This is a genomic window from Nocardioides sp. REDSEA-S30_B4 (assembly GCF_001627265.1).
GTDB lineage: Bacteria > Actinomycetota > Actinomycetes > Propionibacteriales > Nocardioidaceae > Nocardioides.
Genome location: NZ_LUPI01000008.1, coordinates 141,721 through 157,181, shown reverse-complemented (window position 1 = coordinate 157,181; position 15,461 = coordinate 141,721). Strand labels below are relative to the sequence as shown.

General features: G+C 72.3%; 15 protein-coding genes. 11 read left to right on the top strand and 4 right to left on the bottom strand.

Annotation, left to right across the window (positions count from 1 at the left end):
- Positions 1 to 42: 42 nt before the first annotated feature.
- The 8 genes from A6R01_RS02265 (at position 43) to A6R01_RS02230 (ending at position 8,545) form a co-directional block, all read left to right on the top strand.
- Entirely contained in the window at positions 43 to 1,107 is a 1,065-nt protein-coding gene (locus A6R01_RS02265; protein ID WP_292603127.1) for an FKBP-type peptidyl-prolyl cis-trans isomerase, read from the top strand.
- A gap of 40 nt (positions 1,108 to 1,147) precedes the next feature.
- The gene (locus A6R01_RS02260; RefSeq protein WP_292603125.1) at positions 1,148 to 2,140 is read left to right on the top strand and encodes a WYL domain-containing protein; all 993 of its coding nucleotides are present in this window, start codon (positions 1,148 to 1,150) and stop codon (positions 2,138 to 2,140) included.
- Complete coding sequence (locus A6R01_RS02255) at positions 2,137 to 3,129, top strand: YafY family protein (protein WP_292603123.1); 993 nt, start codon at positions 2,137 to 2,139, stop codon at positions 3,127 to 3,129. Before A6R01_RS02260 ends, A6R01_RS02255 begins: the two co-directional genes overlap by 4 nt.
- Before the next feature lie 73 nt (positions 3,130 to 3,202).
- Positions 3,203 to 3,484 (top strand): Sec-independent protein translocase subunit TatA, encoded by a 282-nt coding sequence (gene tatA, locus A6R01_RS02250; RefSeq protein WP_292603431.1) that lies wholly within the window; start codon positions 3,203 to 3,205, stop codon positions 3,482 to 3,484.
- A complete protein-coding gene (gene tatC / locus A6R01_RS02245) occupies positions 3,485 to 4,321 on the top strand; it encodes a twin-arginine translocase subunit TatC (RefSeq protein ID WP_292603121.1) in 837 nt (278 codons plus the stop codon). It begins immediately after the preceding gene.
- Between the two features lie 25 nt (positions 4,322 to 4,346).
- On the top strand, positions 4,347 to 4,787 hold the full coding sequence (locus A6R01_RS02240; protein ID WP_292603119.1) for a hypothetical protein: 441 nt from the start codon (positions 4,347 to 4,349) through the stop codon (positions 4,785 to 4,787).
- 22 nt (positions 4,788 to 4,809) lie between these two features.
- Positions 4,810 to 5,718, top strand: coding sequence for a diacylglycerol kinase family protein (locus A6R01_RS02235; RefSeq protein ID WP_292603117.1), 909 nt, complete (start codon positions 4,810 to 4,812; stop codon positions 5,716 to 5,718).
- Positions 5,719 to 5,728: 10 nt separating this feature from the next.
- Positions 5,729 to 8,545 carry a DEAD/DEAH box helicase gene (locus A6R01_RS02230; RefSeq protein ID WP_292603115.1) on the top strand — a complete coding sequence of 939 codons (2,817 nt, stop codon included), beginning with the start codon at positions 5,729 to 5,731 and terminating at the stop codon, positions 8,543 to 8,545.
- Positions 8,546 to 8,569: 24 nt separating this feature from the next.
- Here the strand turns inward: A6R01_RS02230 and A6R01_RS02225 are convergent, their stop codons facing one another.
- Together A6R01_RS02225 and A6R01_RS02220 are read right to left on the bottom strand one after the other, a co-directional pair.
- Entirely contained in the window at positions 8,570 to 9,226 is a 657-nt protein-coding gene (locus A6R01_RS02225) for an SDR family oxidoreductase (RefSeq protein ID WP_292603113.1), read from the bottom strand.
- Positions 9,227 to 9,297: 71 nt separating this feature from the next.
- Positions 9,298 to 10,227, bottom strand: coding sequence for a 5'-3' exonuclease (locus A6R01_RS02220; protein WP_292603429.1), 930 nt, complete (start codon positions 10,225 to 10,227; stop codon positions 9,298 to 9,300).
- Positions 10,228 to 10,317: 90 nt separating this feature from the next.
- Here A6R01_RS02220 and A6R01_RS02215 point away from each other — a divergent pair, with 90 nt between their 5' ends.
- Positions 10,318 to 10,761, top strand: a complete 444-nt coding sequence (locus A6R01_RS02215) for an Lrp/AsnC family transcriptional regulator (RefSeq protein WP_179533073.1) — start codon at positions 10,318 to 10,320, stop codon at positions 10,759 to 10,761.
- 1 nt (position 10,762) lies between these two features.
- Here the strand turns inward: A6R01_RS02215 and A6R01_RS02210 are convergent, their stop codons facing one another.
- Complete coding sequence (locus A6R01_RS02210; RefSeq protein WP_292603110.1) at positions 10,763 to 12,229, bottom strand: lysine 2,3-aminomutase; 1,467 nt, start codon at positions 12,227 to 12,229, stop codon at positions 10,763 to 10,765.
- 64 nt (positions 12,230 to 12,293) lie between these two features.
- On the bottom strand, positions 12,294 to 13,271 hold the full coding sequence (locus A6R01_RS02205; RefSeq protein WP_292603109.1) for an LLM class F420-dependent oxidoreductase: 978 nt from the start codon (positions 13,269 to 13,271) through the stop codon (positions 12,294 to 12,296).
- Between the two features lie 127 nt (positions 13,272 to 13,398).
- Here A6R01_RS02205 and A6R01_RS02200 point away from each other — a divergent pair, with 127 nt between their 5' ends.
- Together A6R01_RS02200 and A6R01_RS02195 are read left to right on the top strand one after the other, a co-directional pair.
- Entirely contained in the window at positions 13,399 to 14,205 is an 807-nt protein-coding gene (locus A6R01_RS02200) for an SDR family oxidoreductase (RefSeq protein ID WP_292603427.1), read from the top strand.
- Between the two features lie 41 nt (positions 14,206 to 14,246).
- A complete protein-coding gene (locus A6R01_RS02195) occupies positions 14,247 to 15,461 on the top strand; it encodes an FAD/NAD(P)-binding oxidoreductase (RefSeq protein WP_292603107.1) in 1,215 nt (404 codons plus the stop codon).

The following is a 15,461-nucleotide window of genomic DNA, read 5'->3' as shown; positions in this document are numbered from 1 at the left end:
GGGTTCCCCTGCTCTGCACGCCACCTCGCGAAGGAATCCCCGGTGCCTCGACGCGTACGCCGACCGCTGGCCCTGCTGGTCGCCCCTGCTCTGCTGATCCCCGCCCTCGCGGCGTGCGGCTCCGACGACGCCGACTCCGGCGCCGGCCTGGAGGCCGTGGAGGTCACCGGGGCGGTGGGCGAGCCCCCGCAGGTCACCTGGGGCGATGACTTCAGCGCGACCGCAGACCCCGAGGTGGAGACCGTGGTGGCCGGCGACGGCCCCGAGCTCGCCGCCGACGGCGACGCGCTGGTGCACTACTGGATCGGCAACGGCTACGACGAGTCCGAGGCGCTGTCGACGTACACCTCGCTGCCGGAGGTCGTCGACCTCGCCGACGAGCAGCTGACCGAGGTCTTCTCCACCGCGCTCGAGGGCGCCACCGTCGGCTCGCGGATCGCGGCCAGCGTCGTCGCCGAGGAGGTCGTGGGGCCCTCGGGCAACTCCCAGCTCGGCATCTCCAACGCCGACCCGCTGCTCCTGGTCTTCGACGTGCTGGGCCCCGACAGCGTCGACGAGCCGTACGCCGAGGAGGGCACCGGCTTCGCGCCCGACCTGGTCCTCGACGAGGACGGCAAGCCCGAGTCGATGCGGTTCAAGGACCGCCCCCGCCCGACCGGCCGCCTGCAGGTCCAGGTGGTCGTCGAGGGTGACGGCGAGGTCGTGAAGAAGTCCGACGTCGTGATGGTCGACTACCTCGGCTCGGTCTACGCCAAGCCCAAGCCCTTCGACGGCAGCTACGACGGCGACCCGCTGGTGCAGAGCCTGTCCGGCCTGGTGCCCGGCTGGCAGGAGGCCCTGGCCGGCAAGACCGTCGGCAGCCGGGTCTGGATGGCCCTCCCGCCGCGCTTCGGCTACGGCGCGTCCGGCAACGAGGGCGCCGGCATCAAGGGCACCGACACCATCTACTTCCTCGTCGACATCCTGGCGCGCGCCCCGAAGCCGGTGCAGCCCGAGCCGGAGGAGACCGAGGAGCCCCAGGAGCCCGAGCAGCCCCAGCAGTCCGGGTCGTCCCAGCCCAGCCCGAGCGCGGACGCCTCCGAGAGCCCCTTGGACGACGAGTCCTGACCACCACCGTCCAGCACCCCCACCCCTCCCGGGACCGAGCATGAGCGTCCGCAAGAGCGAGCGGCTGATGAACCTGCTCATCATGCTGCTCGTGCAGCGGCACTACGTGCCCAAGCAGCGGATCCGTGAACTGCTGTACCCCGGGTCCTCGGACGAGGCGTTCGAGAAGATGTTCGAGCGGGACAAGGACGAGCTGCGTGCCCTCGGGGTGCCGATCGAGATCGGGCAGATGGATGCCTACTTCGACGACGACCCGGGCTACCGCATCCGTCCCGACCACCTGGCGCTGCCCGACATCGACCTGACCGCCGACGAGGCCTCCGTCATCGGGCTCGCCACCCGTGTGTGGCAGCACGCCAAGCTGGCCGAGGCGACCACCGACGCCGTGCGCAAGCTCAGCGCGCTCGGTGTCCCGGTCGACCCGGGCGCGCTCGACATCGTCGAGCCGCGCCTGAGCGCGGACGAGCCGTCCTTCGACGTCTTCTGGGAGGCGGTGCAGGAGCGCCGCGCCGTCGCGTTCGACTACCGCACCGCCTCGGCCACGGAGACCACGACGCGGCACCTGCAGCCGTGGGGCGTCACGCGCTACGCCGGCCGCTGGTACGTCGTCGGGCTGGACACCGACCGCGGCGAGGAGCGCGTCTTCCGCCTCTCCCGCGTCCAGGGGCAGGCCCGTCCCGAGGGGCCGGTGGCGGCGTACGACATCCCGGCCGGCACCGACGTCAAGGCCCTGGCCCGCCGCCTGGCCCCGGACCCGGTCCGCGTCGAGGCGACGCTGCTGGTCCGTCGCGGGGCGGGCCACACGCTGCGGCGCGGCGCCGACCACGTCGAGGAGGACGTCGCCGGACCCGACGAGCGCACCCGCTGGGACCGGGTGCGGCTCACCCGCACCCACCTGGGGCTGGCCGACGAGGTGCTGACCCACGGCGACTCGGTGGTCGTCGAGGAGCCCACCGAGCTGCGCGACCAGGTCGTCGACCGGCTCACCAGGGCCCTCGGCCACGAGACCCCGAGCGGAGGAGGGGCACGATGAGCGCGACCCCGGTCCCGCAGGCACGCGACCAGGTCGGCCGCCTGCTGACCCTGGTGCCCTACCTCCACGCGCGCGGCACCGTCCACGTCGACGAGGCCGCGCGGGACCTCGGCACCACGCCCAAGCAGCTGGTCAAGGACCTCAAGGTGCTGCTGATGTGCGGGCTGCCCGGTGGCTACCCCGACGACCTGATCGACGTGGACCTCGACGCGCTGGAGGAGGACGGCGACGGCGTCATCCGGGTCTCCAACGCCGACTACCTCGCCCGGCCGCTGCGCCTGACGCCCACCGAGGCGAGCGCGGTGATCGTGGCGCTGCGCGCCCTGCGCAACAGCGCGGGCCCGGAGACGCGCGAGGTGCTCGACCGCACCCTCGCCAAGCTCGAGGCCGCCGCCGCCCACGGCGGGGTCGACCAGATCGACCCCGGCCAGGGCGCCGCCGACGCCGACGTGGCCCTGCTGGCGCGCCGGCTCCAGGAGGCCGTGGAGCAGCGCCGACAGGTGCGGCTGCGCTACTTCGTGCCGAGCCGCGACGAGGAGACCGAGCGGGTGGTCGACCCGCACGCGGTCACCCGCGGCCAGGGCTACGCCTACCTCGACGCCCACTGCCACGCCGCCGGTGCCCCGCGGTTGTTCCGCCTCGACCGCATCCACCACGCCGAGGTGCTCGACAGCCCGGTGAGCACGAGCCCGCGGCCCGGTCGCGACCTGCCGGCCGGGGTGATCGACGAGCAGGAGACCGTCGTGGTCACGCTCCGGCTGGCGCCCGAGGCCCGCTGGGTCGTCGACTACTACCCGGTGCTGGCCACCCGCCCCGTGGACCCGCAGGACCCCGAGGGACCGCTCGAGGTCGACCTGCGGGTCGCCGACGAGCGGTGGCTGACCCGGCTGCTGCTGCGCCTGGCGCCGTACGCCGAGGTGGTGGCGCCCCAGGAGTTCACCGACTCTTTCACGACCGCCGCGCGGGCCACGCTCAGCCTCTACTCCTGACCCGACGTAGGATGGGCGGCAGCAGCCCGCGGTGCCGACGGCGCCGCATCCCCGAGAGAAGGCAGTGCCCCAGATGTTCTCGCTGATCGCCATGCCCCAGGGCGCCGAGTGGCTCGTGATCCTCGCGATCGTGATCCTCGTCTTCGGTGCGGCCAAGCTCCCCGACCTGGCCCGCGGCACCGGGCAGGCGCTGCGGATCTTCAAGGCCGAGACCAAGGGCCTGCGCGACGACGAGGACGACGACGCCACCAAGGAGGCCAAGCCGTCCGGCGAGCTGCCGACCTCCACCACGCAGGAGACCTCCACGGACTCGCCCACCGTCGGCGAGACCAACCGCGACCAGCAGCACGGCTGAGTGGCGCTCCGCGGGATCGTCGGCCTCTTCGTCGGCAAGCCCCACCACCCCGTCGGTCCTGACGGGAGGATGGCCCTCAGCGACCACCTGCGTGAGCTGCGCGCGCGCATCCTCAAGGTCGCGCTGACGCTGCTCGTGGCGCTGGTCGTCGCGCTGTTCTTCTTCGACCAGCTCTTCGACCTCGTCTACGGCCCCTACGAGGAGGCCGTGGCGCGGCTGGAGGACAAGCAGACCCTCGCCACCACCACCGGAGCCGGTGGCGGCCTGATGCTCTACCTCAAGCTCTGCGGCTTCGCGGCGCTGGTGGCGACTGCACCTGTCTGGCTCTACCAGATCTGGGCGTTCATCATGCCCGGGCTGCACGCCCACGAGCGCAAGTGGACGCGCGTCTTCGGTGCGGTCGCGACGCCGCTGTTCCTGCTCGGCATCTGGATCGGCTACGTCACCCTGCCCAAGGGCCTGGAGATCCTCATCGGGTTCAATCCCGACGGCATCACCAACATCTTGGAGTTCTCGGGCTACCTGCAGTTCTTCACCCGCACCATGCTGGTCTTCGGCATCGCCTTCGAGATCCCGGTCTTCGTGGTGCTGCTCAACCTCGCCGGCGTGGTCAAGGGGCGCCAGCTCGCCGACCACCGGCCCTGGATCATCGTCGGGCTGTTCGTGTTCGCCGCCGTGGCCACCCCCTCGGCCGACCCGTTCACGATGACGTTCATGGCCGTGCCGATGGTGCTGCTCTTCTTCGTCGCCGAGATCATCGCGCGGTGGAACGACAAGCGCCGGGCCCGCAACAAGCCCTATGCCGGGCTGTCGCCCGACGAGGCCTCCCAGCTGTGACGCCCCGCGCCGAGGAGGGCCGGTCGTGAAGGCCCCGCACCCCGACGAGGTCGACCCCTTCGACCTGCCCGAGTGGCTCGGCACCGACGAGGTGACCTGGACCTCCGCCTCCGGGCTGCGCTCGGGTCACCTCGTCACCGGCACCCTGTACGACGGTGAGCGGGCGCACCCCGAGCACCCCTGCGACCTGCTGGCGGTCGACGAGGCCTACCCGGCGCCGGTCGTCGACGACGACACCCGCACCCGGGCCCACCAGGCGTGGCGGCACGGGCAGGTGCTCTGCGTGACCCACCCGCCGGGTCCCGAGGGACGCCTGTCGCTCGCGGTGCCCGGTCGCGACCTGACCGCCGGACGCGCGCTGGACGCCCTGGCGCGCCTGTCCAAGGCCGTGGGCGCCTCCGCCGACGACTGGAGCGTCGTGTTCCGCATCGGCGAGGAGCGCGCGGCGACCCGCCGCCGTCGGTAGGGCTGGCACTAGTCTCGCCCGGGTGACCGATGCCGCACCCCGCGTGGCGCTCCTGACCAACCCGACCTCGGGCAAGGGCCGGGGCGCGCGTGCCCGCGAGGCCGCGCTCGACGTGCTCCGCGGGACCGACGTGGAGGTGCTCGACCTGGTCGGCGCGGACGCCGACGAGGCCCTGGCGCTGGCGCGCTCGGCCGTCCCGGACGTCGACGCGCTGGTCGTCTGCGGCGGCGACGGACTGGTGCACCTGGCCGTGCAGGCGCTGGCCGGCACCGGCACGGCCCTCGGCGTCGTACCCGCCGGGACCGGCAACGACGTCGCCCGCTACCTCGACCTGCCGCGCCGGGACCCGGCGGCCGCGACCCACGTCGTGGTCGACGCGCTGCGACGCCCCGAGGACCCGCGCCGCCGACGACGCATCGACCTGGCCCGCGCCGGGGACAAGCACTTCGTCACCGTGCTCGCGGCCGGCTTCGACGCGAAGGTCAACGAGCGCGCCAACGCGATGACCTGGCCGCACGGGCAGATGCGCTACAACATCGCCACCCTGGCCGAGCTGCGCACCTTCACCCCGATCTCCTACACCCTCGACCTCGACGGTGAGACCCGCTCGCTGGAGGCGATGATGGTGGCGGTGGGCAACGGGCCGTCCTTCGGCGGCGGCCTGCGGATCACCGAGGGCGCGCTGCTCGACGACGGGCTGCTCGACGTGGTCGTCATCAAGCCGATGGGCAAGGGCGAGCTCGTCCGCACCTACCCCAAGCTGTTCACCGGCACCCACACCACCCACCGGCAGTACGAGCACCACCGGGTGCGCCGGGTCACCGTCGCTGCGCCCGGGATCGTCACCTACGCCGACGGTGAGCGCTTCGGACCGCTGCCGATGACCGTGGAGTGCGCGCCGGGGGCGCTGGAGGTCTTGACCCCCGCGTAGGTTGGGGACCGTGAGTGACGCGACCGGTGACCAGAGCCCGGCCGAGCGGTACGCCGCCTTCCGCCGCAGCCAGTCCCACCCCGTGCTCGCGGACTTCCGCGAGCTCTACCGCTTCCCCCTCGACGAGTTCCAGATCGCCGCGTGCAAGGACATCGAGGACGGCCGCGGCGTGCTCGTGGCCGCCCCGACCGGCTCGGGCAAGACGGTGGTGGGGGAGTTCGCCATCCACCTGGCGCTCTCGCAGGGCCGCAAGGCGTTCTACACCACGCCGATCAAGGCGCTGTCGAACCAGAAGTACGCCGACCTCGTGGCCCGCTACGGCCCTGACCAGGTGGGGCTGCTGACCGGTGACAACACCGTCAACGGCGAGGCGCCGATCGTCATCATGACCACCGAGGTGCTGCGCAACATGCTCTACGCGGGCTCGCGCACCCTGGACCGGCTCGGCTTCGTCGTGATGGACGAGGTCCACTACCTCGCCGACCGCAGCCGCGGGGCCGTCTGGGAGGAGGTCATCATCCACCTGCCGGAGTCGGTGGGCCTGGTGGCGCTCTCGGCGACGGTGTCCAACGCCGAGGAGTTCGGCGAGTGGCTGGAGACCGTGCGCGGCGACACCTCCACGATCGTCGAGGAGCGGCGCCCGGTGCCGCTGTTCCAGCACGTCATGGTCGGCCGACGGCTGCTCGACCTCTTCGCCTCCTCCGACGTCGACGCCGCGGCCGGCTTCGTCAAGGAGGGTGCCCCGGTCAACGACGAGCTGCTCAAGGTCGCCCGCGACGACTGGGCGGCCTCCCGGATGCGCGACCGGCGCTCACCGCGCGACCGTCGCGGCGGGGGTCGCTCGGGGCCCAAGTCCGGGCCGAGGTCGGGCAACGGGCGCCGGGTGTGGGTCGCCAGCCGTCCCGACGTCATCACCCGCCTCGAGCGCGACGGCCTGCTGCCGGCGATCGTCTTCATCTTCAGCCGGGTCGGTTGCGACGCGGCCGTCACCCAGTGCCTCGCCGCCGGGGTGCGGCTCACCACGCCCGAGGAGCGCGACGAGGTCTTCGCCTTCGTCGAGGACGCCACCAAGCACCTCGACCCCGACGACCTGCACGTGCTGGGCTACCACGACTTCCTCGACGGGCTCACGCGCGGCGTCGCGGCCCACCACGCCGGGATGCTGCCGGCCTTCAAGCAGATCGTGGAGGAGCTCTACGTCCGGGGGCTGTGCAAGGTCGTCTTCGCCACCGAGACCCTGGCGTTGGGCATCAACATGCCCGCGCGCACCGTGGTGATCGAGAAGCTCACCAAGTGGAACGGCGAGACCCACGCCGACATCACGCCGGGGGAGTACACCCAGCTCACCGGCCGTGCCGGTCGACGCGGTCTCGACACCGAGGGCCACGGCGTCGTGCTGTGGCAGCCCGGCACCGACCCGCGCGAGCTCGCCGGCCTGGCCTCCACCCGCACCTACCCGCTGCGCAGCTCCTTCCGTCCCTCCTACAACATGGCCGTCAACCTGGTCAGCCAGTTCGGCCGCGTCGTGGCGCGCGAGCTGCTCGAGCAGTCCTTCGCGCAGTTCCAGGCCGACAAGGCCGTCGTCGGGCTCGCCCGGCAGCTCCGCAAGGCCGAGGAGGCGCTCGACGGCTACGCCGAGGCCGCGGCCTGCGACCAGGGCGACTTCATCGAGTACGCCGGCCTCCGGCACCGCATCAACAAGCTGGAGAAGGGCGCCAGCCGGCAGCGGCGCGAGGACCAGCGCCAGGAGGCGATCGCCTCGCTGAAGTTCCTCAAGCCCGGCGACGTCATCGAGGTCCCGACCGGCAAGTTCGCGGGGTACGCCGTCGTCATCGACCCGGGCTGGTCGCCCGAGGGACCGCGCCCCTACGTGGTCACCCAGGAGCGCCAGGCACGCCGGCTGGCGATGATCGACTTCCCCGTGCCGGTCGAGGCGCTGACCCGGATGCGGGTGCCCAAGACCTTCAACCCCCGCAACGCACAGATGCGCCGCGACCTCGCGCACCAGCTGCGGGAGCGCACCCGGGACCTCCCGCGCGGGAACGCGGCCGCCCAGCGGCGTACCGGGCAGCCGGCGCCGTGGGAGCAGGAGATCACCGACCTGCGGCGCGAGCTCAAGGCGCACCCCTGCCACGGCTGCCCCGACCGCGAGGACCACGCCCGCTGGGCGGAGCGGTGGTTCAAGCTCGACAAGGACGCCGCGACCCTGCGGCGGCGCGTCGAGAACCGCACCAACACCGTGGCCCGGCAGTTCGACCGCGTCTGCGACGTGCTCACGTCGTTGGGCTACCTCACCGCCGACGGCGACGACACGCAGGTCACCACCGAGGGCGCGCACCTGCGCCGGCTCTACTCCGAGCTCGACCTGGTGGCCGCGGAGTGCATCCGGCGCGGCATCTGGGCCGACCTCGATCCCTCCGGGCTGGCCGCGGCCCTGTCGACGCTCTGCTTCGAGGCGCGCCGCCCCGACGACGCCCGCTCGCCGCGGGTGCCCGGCGGCGCCACCAAGGCGGCCATCGGCGCGACGATCAGGCTCTGGGGCGAGCTGGACCGGCTGGAGAAGGAGAACCGGCTGGACTTCCTGCGCCAGCCCGACCTCGGCTTCGCGTGGATCGCCTACCGCTGGTGCGAGGGCGACGACCTCGACGAGGTGCTCGGCGAGAGTGAGCTCTCGGCCGGCGACTTCGTGCGCTGGATGAAGCAGCTCCTCGACCTCGCCGGACAGGTCGCCGACGCCGCCGGCGACACCCCGCTGCGCCACACCGCCCGCCAGGTGGTCGAGCGCCTGCGCCGCGGCGTGGTCGCGATGTCCGGACTCGCCGAGTAGGGGGCCCCAGAAGCGCGGGGACGCTCAGACGAGGGCGCGTACGGCGTCGGCGACCGTGTCGTTGCCGGCGACGAGGTCCACCTGCTGGCCGACGGTGCCGGGCTCGTCCAGCACCGCGGCCAGGACGGCGCCCACGTCGGCGCGCGGGATCTCGCCGTACTCCACCTCGGGGGCCAGCCGGACGGCGTCGGTCGCCGGGTCGTCGGTGAGCCGACCGGGACGGATGATCGTCCAGTCCAGGCCGGAGTCACGCAGGGCGGCGTCGGCGTCGCGCTTGGCCTCGACGTAGGCGCGCCACACCGGCTCGGTGTCCTCGGGCAGGGGGTTGTCGACGCCGATGGCGGAGAGCTGGACGAAGCGGCTGATGCCGGCCCGTCGAGCACCCTCGATGGACTTCAGCGAGCCCTCGAGGTCGACGGTGCGCTTGCGCTCGATGGAGCCGTCGGGCCCGCCGCCGGCAGCGAACACCACGGCGCCGCAGCCCTCGAAGGCGGCGGCGAACGCGTCGGCGTCGTCGGACTCGATGTCGAGCAGGCGGACCTCGGCACCGAGCCCCTCGAGCTCCTCGCGTTGGTCCGGGTTGCGCACCAGCGCCACGGGCGTGTGCTCCGAGCGGCGCAGGGCGATGTGGAGGTGCTTGGCCACCTGTCCGTGGCCACCGACGACAGCGATCCGAGTCATGCCCTCGACGCTACGGGGCGCTGCGCGCGCCTGCTCGCCCGACCGGGTGGGAGGAGTCCTCCGGCAACCCGTCAGGCGAGCCGCGCCAGCACGGTGGTGAGTCGCTCCACCGGGCCCTCGAGGTTGTGCTCGGCGGCGAGCGTCGCCAGCCGGGCCGGGTCAGCCGGCTCGGTCGGGAGCGCGAAGCCGGTGCGCGGCACGTCGAGCGTGCGTCGCACGGCGACGACCTCGGGGGCGACGGCGAGGTAGTCGGCCGACGCCTTGATCTTCGCGCGGACCCCGGGGGCCATGTCGGCCTCGGGGTCGTCCGCGGCGGCGACGATGCCGTCGAGGTCGGTGAAGCGCTGCAGCAGCGTCGCGGCGGTCTTCTCACCGACGCCCTTGACCCCGGGGAGCCCGTCGGAGGTGTCGCCGCGCAGGGTCGCGAAGTCGGCGTACTGGCTGGCCTCGACGGCGTACTTCTCCCGGACCCACTCCTCGGTGACGCGCTCGTGGTTGCCGACGCCCCGGGCGATGTAGAGCACCCGCACCTCGTCCGCGGAGCCCTCGCCGGACGCGCCGTCGTGGACGAGCTGGAACAGGTCGCGGTCGCCGGTGACCACGTCGACCGGCTGCCCCGCCCCGGTGGCGAGCGTGCCGATGACGTCGTCGGCCTCCGCCTCCGGTGCACCCACCACCGCGATGCCGAGGGCGGCCAGGACCTCGCGGATGATCGGCACCTGCACCTCCAGCGGGTCGGGCACCTCCTCGACGTCGGCGGAGCCCTCGACGACCTCGACGACGCGGTGCGCCTTGTACGTCGGGACCAGGTCCACCCGCCACTGCGGGCGCCAGTCGTCGTCCCAGCAGCACACGAGGTCGCGCGGCTCGTACTGCTCGACCAGGCGGCTGATGAAGTCCAGCAGCCCCCGCACCGCGTTCACCGGGGTGCCGTCGGGGGCGAGGATCTCCGGCACCCCGAAGAAGGCGCGGAAGTACATCGAGGCGGTGTCGAGCAGCATCAGGCGGTCGGTTCGTGGCACGACGACACCCTAGGGTGCCTGCTCCGTGGGACGCGGGGGCCTAGGGTGTCGCACGTGAGTCAGTCCGCCGTGGAGCCCACCGACCGCAAGATCCTTCAGCTGCTGGCCGAGGACGGCCGGATGTCCTTCACCGACCTCGGGAAGGCGACGGGCCTGTCGACCTCGGCGGTGCACCAGCGCGTCAAGCGGCTCGAGCAGCGTGGGCTCATCCAGGGCTACGGCGCGACGATCAACCACGCCGACATCGGGCTGCCGCTCGCCGCGTTCATCTCGATCCGGCCGATCGACCCCTCCCAGCCCGACGACTGCGCCGCCCGGCTCGAGCACATCCCCGAGATCGAGTCGTGCTGGTCCGTCGCGGGGGAGGAGTCCTATGTCCTCAAGGTGCGCTCGACGACGCCGGCCGCCCTCGAGGACCTGTTGGCGCGCATCCGCTCGGCGGCCAACGTGTCGACGCGGACGACGATCGTGCTGACGACCTACTACGAGAACCGACCGGTGACGGGCGAGTAGGTCACCAGGCCTGGAGCGCCGCCGTACGACGCGACGCCTCGGCCACCTCGGCGGCCTTGAGCGCGGACTCGTCGAGCCGCCCGTGCTGCTCCCACCAGTCGCGGCCCGCCTGCGGCAGCGTGTGGATCGGGTCGTAGTAGGTGTAGGTGCGCTGCAGCGCCTCGGCGTCGCCGGCCTCGATCGAGGTGCGGTAGTTCTTCGTCCAGTGCGAGATGCCGCGCTCGGTGTCGTAGCCGGCGAGCTGGTGCACCCAGCGCTTGCCGACGAACGGGACGTCGCACACGATGCGCGGCGTGGCGTAGCCCGGCAGGTAGCCCATGATGTGGTGCTGCAGGCGCTGCGCGTCGGCGACCGAGACCCGCCAGTGCTCGGAGAACGGGATCATGTCGCACATGTAGAAGTAGTAGGGCATGACCTGGGCACCGTCGAGGAGACGGAAGCAGAGGTCGAGCAGCGCGTGCGGGTCGGCGTTGACGCCGTTGAGCAGCACGCCCTGGTTGCGCACGTCGCGCAGGCCGGCGTCGAGCATCGCCTTGGCGCCCCGTGCGACCAGTGGGGTGACGGAGTTCGCGTGGTTGGCGTGGGTGTGCATCGCCAGGCTGACGCCGCGGCTGCGGGCGAGGGTGGCGATCCGGTTCACGCCTTCGACGACGTCGGGCTGCAGCCAGTGCTGCGGCATCCCGATCAGCGCCTTGGTGGCCAGCCGGATGTCGCGGATGTTCTCCACGGTCATCAGCTCGGTGAGGAACGCCTCGAGCCGGGGCCAGGGCATGTTGGCGACGTCGCCGCCGGAGACGACCACGTCGCGCACGCTGGGGGTACGCCGCAGGTAGTCGATCATCGCGCCGAGCCGGTCGTTCGGCTTTCCGGTCAGCTTGAGCTTCTCCACCGTCGGCGTGGAGTTGCCGACGAGGTCCATCCGGGTGCAGTGGCCGCAGTACTGCGGGCAGGTCGGCAGCAGCTCGGCGAGGACCTTGGTGGGGTAGCGGTGGGTCAGCCCCTCCACCGCCCACATGTCGTGCTCGTGCAGGCTGTCGCGGGTGGCATGGGGGTGGCTGGGCCAGTCGGTGCGTCGGTCCGAGAAGACCGGCAGCATGTAGTGCCGCACCGGGTCGGCGTAGAACGCGTCGGTCAAGCTCCCGGCGCCACGCGGGGCGACGTGCGACGCCATCGTGTTGAGCATCTGCGGCGGCACCAGCATCGACATCGTCGCGCGCTCGGCCTGGTCGCGCTCGAGGTCGGCGTAGAAGCGCTCGTCGACCAGGTCGCCGAGCACCTCGCGCAGCTGCTTGAGGTTCTTGACGCAGTGGCTGCGCTGCCACTGGACCGACTCCCACTCCGCAGCCGTGACGTCCTTCCAGCCGGGGAACCGGGTCCAGTCGGGCTCGACCAGCTCGACGGCTCGGTAGGGGTAGGGCTGACCGGTCTCGTCCTCGACCAGGGCTGCGATGGAGGTCTCGATGCTCATACGAGCACGGTGACAGATGATTTGCGGTCTGTCGAATACCTGGCCGGAGATTCTCCTGTCCGGCTCAGGACCTGAGCCGCTCCAGCAGCGGCCCGGCCGCCTCGGACAGGAACGCCTCCTGCGTCTCGTCGCCGATCTGGACCAGGGCCACGTCGGTGAAGCCGGCCTCGGTGAACGCCGAGACGGCCTCCGCGATCTTGTCCAGGTCCGGGCCGCACGGGATGTTGTCGGCGACGTCCTCGGGCCGGACGAACTGCGTGGCACCCGCGAACCCGGCCGGCGTCGGCAGGTCGGCGTTGACCGACCACCCGCCGGCGAACCAGCGGAACTGCTCGTGGGCGAGCTCGGTGGCCTTCTCCTCGTCGGGGCCCCAGCAGATCGGGATCTGCCCGACGGCCCGACCGTCGGCACCGATGCGCTTCGCGCCGGTCACCCCGTTCCAGGTCGTGATCAGCTCCGCCTTCGGCTCCACGGCGACGAGGTGGTCGGCCAGCGGGGCGAAGGTCTCGACCGAGCGGTCGCCGGAGACCGCGACACCGATGTCGACGCCCTGCTCCGGGACGTCCCAGATGCGGGCGGAGTCCACCTGGTAGAACTCGCCGGCGTAGTCGACCAGGTCACCGGTGTGCAGACGCCGGATGACCTCGATCGCCTCGACGAGCATGGCCTGCCGGGTCTGGATCGCGGGCCACCCCTCGCCGACGACGTGCTCGTTGAGGTTCTCCCCGCTGCCCAGGCCGAGCGTGAACCGGCCGTCGGCCAGGATCTGCAGCGTCGCGGCCTTCTGGGCCACCACCGCGGGGTGGTAGCGCATGGTCGGGCAGGTCACGTAGGTCATCAGCTCCACGTCCGACGTGGCCTGGGCGACGGCGCCCAGCAGCGTCCAGGCGTACGGCGCATGGCCCTGGCTCGTGAGCCAGGGCGAGTAGTGGTCGCTGCTCACCAGCAGGTCGAAGCCGACCTGCTCGGCGCGGGCGGCGTACTCCACCAGCTGCTTGGGCCCGGACTGCTCGGTCATCAACGTGTACCCGAATCGCGTCATGTCCCCATCGCAGCGCGGTGGCGGGCTCCAGGCATCACCCGGTCGCCGACACCCCTCCGCACACACCCCTCTGCGCACACCCCTCCGAGTGGTTCACACCCTCTCCTCGGTGGGCAGCGTGGACGTCATGGACCTCGGACTCGACGGACGCACCGCCCTCATCACCGGAGGGGACTCCGGCATCGGCTGGCACACCGCCCGCATCCTCCTCGAGGAGGGCGCGACCGTGGTGCTCACCGACAAGGACGAGGAGTCGCTCGAGAAGGCGGCCGCACAGCTGGACGCCGCACCGGGTCGGCTGCACACGGTCGCTGCCGACCTCACCACCGACGCGGCGGCCCGGGAGCTGGCCCGCCACGTCGAGGAGGTCGCGGACGAGAAGGGCCTCTCGATCCTCGTGCACTCCGCCGGCGTCACCGGCGCCCAGGGCAAGTTCCACGAGATCGACGACGACGGCTGGGTGGACACGCTGACCATCGACCTGCTGGCCCCGGTGCGCGTCACCCGGGCCGTCCTCCCGTCGCTCCGCAAGGACGGCTGGGGCCGGATCGTCTACCTCACCTCCGAGGACGCGGTGCAGCCCTACGACGACGAGCTGCCCTACTGCGCGGCCAAGGCGGGCGTGCTCGCCTTCGCCAAGGGGCTGTCGCAGACCTACGCCCAGGACGGCCTGCTCGTGAACTGCGTGTCACCGGCCTTCATCCACACCCCGATGACCGACGCGATGATGGAGAAGCGCGCCGACGAGCTCGGCTGCTCCTTCGACGAGGCCATCGCCTCGTTCCTGGAGGAGGAGCGCCCCCACATGGAGCTCGGGCGCCGCGGTGAGCCCGAGGAGGTCGCGGCCGTCGTCGCGTTCCTCTGCTCCGAGCGCGCCAGCTTCGTCAACGGCTCCAACTGGCGGGTCGACTCCGGCTCCGTCGCGACCATCTGATCACCCGACCACCTGGCCCGGCGATCACCGAGGAACCCATCATGACGCACTACGACCACCTGATCATCGGAGGCGGGATGGCGGCCGACGCCGCCGCCCACGGCATCCGCGAGCAGGACGAGGACGCCAGCATCGGCATCCTGGGCGAGGAGCCCACGGCCCCCTTCCCGCGCCCCGCGCTGTCCAAGAAGCTGTGGACCGACCCCGACTTCACCGTGGAGAACACCGCCCTCGACACGGTCGGCGAGACCGGCGCGACGCTCCACCCGCGGACCAGGGTCGTCTCCGTCGACCCCGAGGCGCACGAGGTGACCACCCAGGGTGGCGAGACGATCGGCTACGGCCGCGTGCTGGTCGCCACCGGCGGCCGACCGCGCACCCTCACCGACCTCCCCGGCGGCGACCGGGTCCTCTACTATCGCTCGCTCACCGACTACCACCGGCTGCGGGTACTGGCCGACACCCGACCCCACGTCGCGGTCGTGGGCGGCGGCTACATCGGGACCGAGATCGCCGCCGCCATGGTCGGCGAGGGCTGCCGGGTCACGCTGCTGCACCCCGGCGAGGTCCTGGGCGGGCAGATGTTGCCCGCCGAGCTCGCCGCCCGCTTCGAGCGCCTCTTCACCGACGCCGGCGTCGAGGTGCGGGGCGGGGCGAAGGTCGCCGGCGGGCGCGAGCACGCCGCCGGCGTACGCCTCGACCTGGAGTCCGGCGAGCAGCTCGAGGCCGACGTGGTGGTCGTCGGCCTGGGCGTCGAGCCGGCCGGTCACTTCCTCCCCGAGTCGGTCGAGCGCGCCGAGGACGGCGGGGTCGTCGTCGACGAGCACCTGCGGACCAGCGCCGCCGACGTGTACGCCGCCGGCGACGTCGCGTCGTACCCCGACCCGATCCTGGGCCGCACCCGCGTCGAGCACGTCGACAACGCCACCACGATGGGCACGGTCGCCGGGCGGATCATGGCCGGGTCGGACGAGACCTACGACCACACCCCGATGTTCTACTCCGACGTGCTCGGCCTCGGCTACCAGGCCGTGGGGACCCTGGACGCGTCGCTCGAGACCTTCGTGGAGACCGTGGGGGAGGGGGCCGTGGCCTACTACCTCGACGACGAGGCGGTGCGCGGGGTGCTGCTGTGGGACCTCGACGAGGGCGTCGAGGAGGCCAAGCAGCTGCTCGCCCGGCACTCCCGTCCCCGGGACCCGGCCGACCTCGCCGGCTCGATCACCGGCACCACCACCGGCACCACCACCGGCTGA

Excerpts from the sequence above, each read along its gene's own strand:
- A6R01_RS02260 (WP_292603125.1), top strand. The coding sequence starts at position 1,148 with ATGAGCGTCCGCAAGAGCGAGCGGCTGATGAACCTGCTCATCATGCTG.
- A6R01_RS02195 (WP_292603107.1), top strand. The coding sequence starts at position 14,247 with ATGACGCACTACGACCACCTGATCATCGGAGGCGGGATGGCGGCCGAC.
- A6R01_RS02205 (WP_292603109.1), bottom strand. The coding sequence starts at position 13,271 with ATGACGCGATTCGGGTACACGTTGATGACCGAGCAGTCCGGGCCCAAG.
- A6R01_RS02220 (WP_292603429.1), bottom strand. The coding sequence starts at position 10,227 with ATGCTGCTCGACACCGCCTCGATGTACTTCCGCGCCTTCTTCGGGGTG.
- A6R01_RS02255 (WP_292603123.1), top strand. The coding sequence starts at position 2,137 with ATGAGCGCGACCCCGGTCCCGCAGGCACGCGACCAGGTCGGCCGCCTG.
- A6R01_RS02200 (WP_292603427.1), top strand. The coding sequence starts at position 13,399 with ATGGACCTCGGACTCGACGGACGCACCGCCCTCATCACCGGAGGGGAC.
- tatA (WP_292603431.1), top strand. The coding sequence starts at position 3,203 with ATGTTCTCGCTGATCGCCATGCCCCAGGGCGCCGAGTGGCTCGTGATC.
- A6R01_RS02210 (WP_292603110.1), bottom strand. The coding sequence starts at position 12,229 with ATGAGCATCGAGACCTCCATCGCAGCCCTGGTCGAGGACGAGACCGGT.
- A6R01_RS02225 (WP_292603113.1), bottom strand. The coding sequence starts at position 9,226 with ATGACTCGGATCGCTGTCGTCGGTGGCCACGGACAGGTGGCCAAGCAC.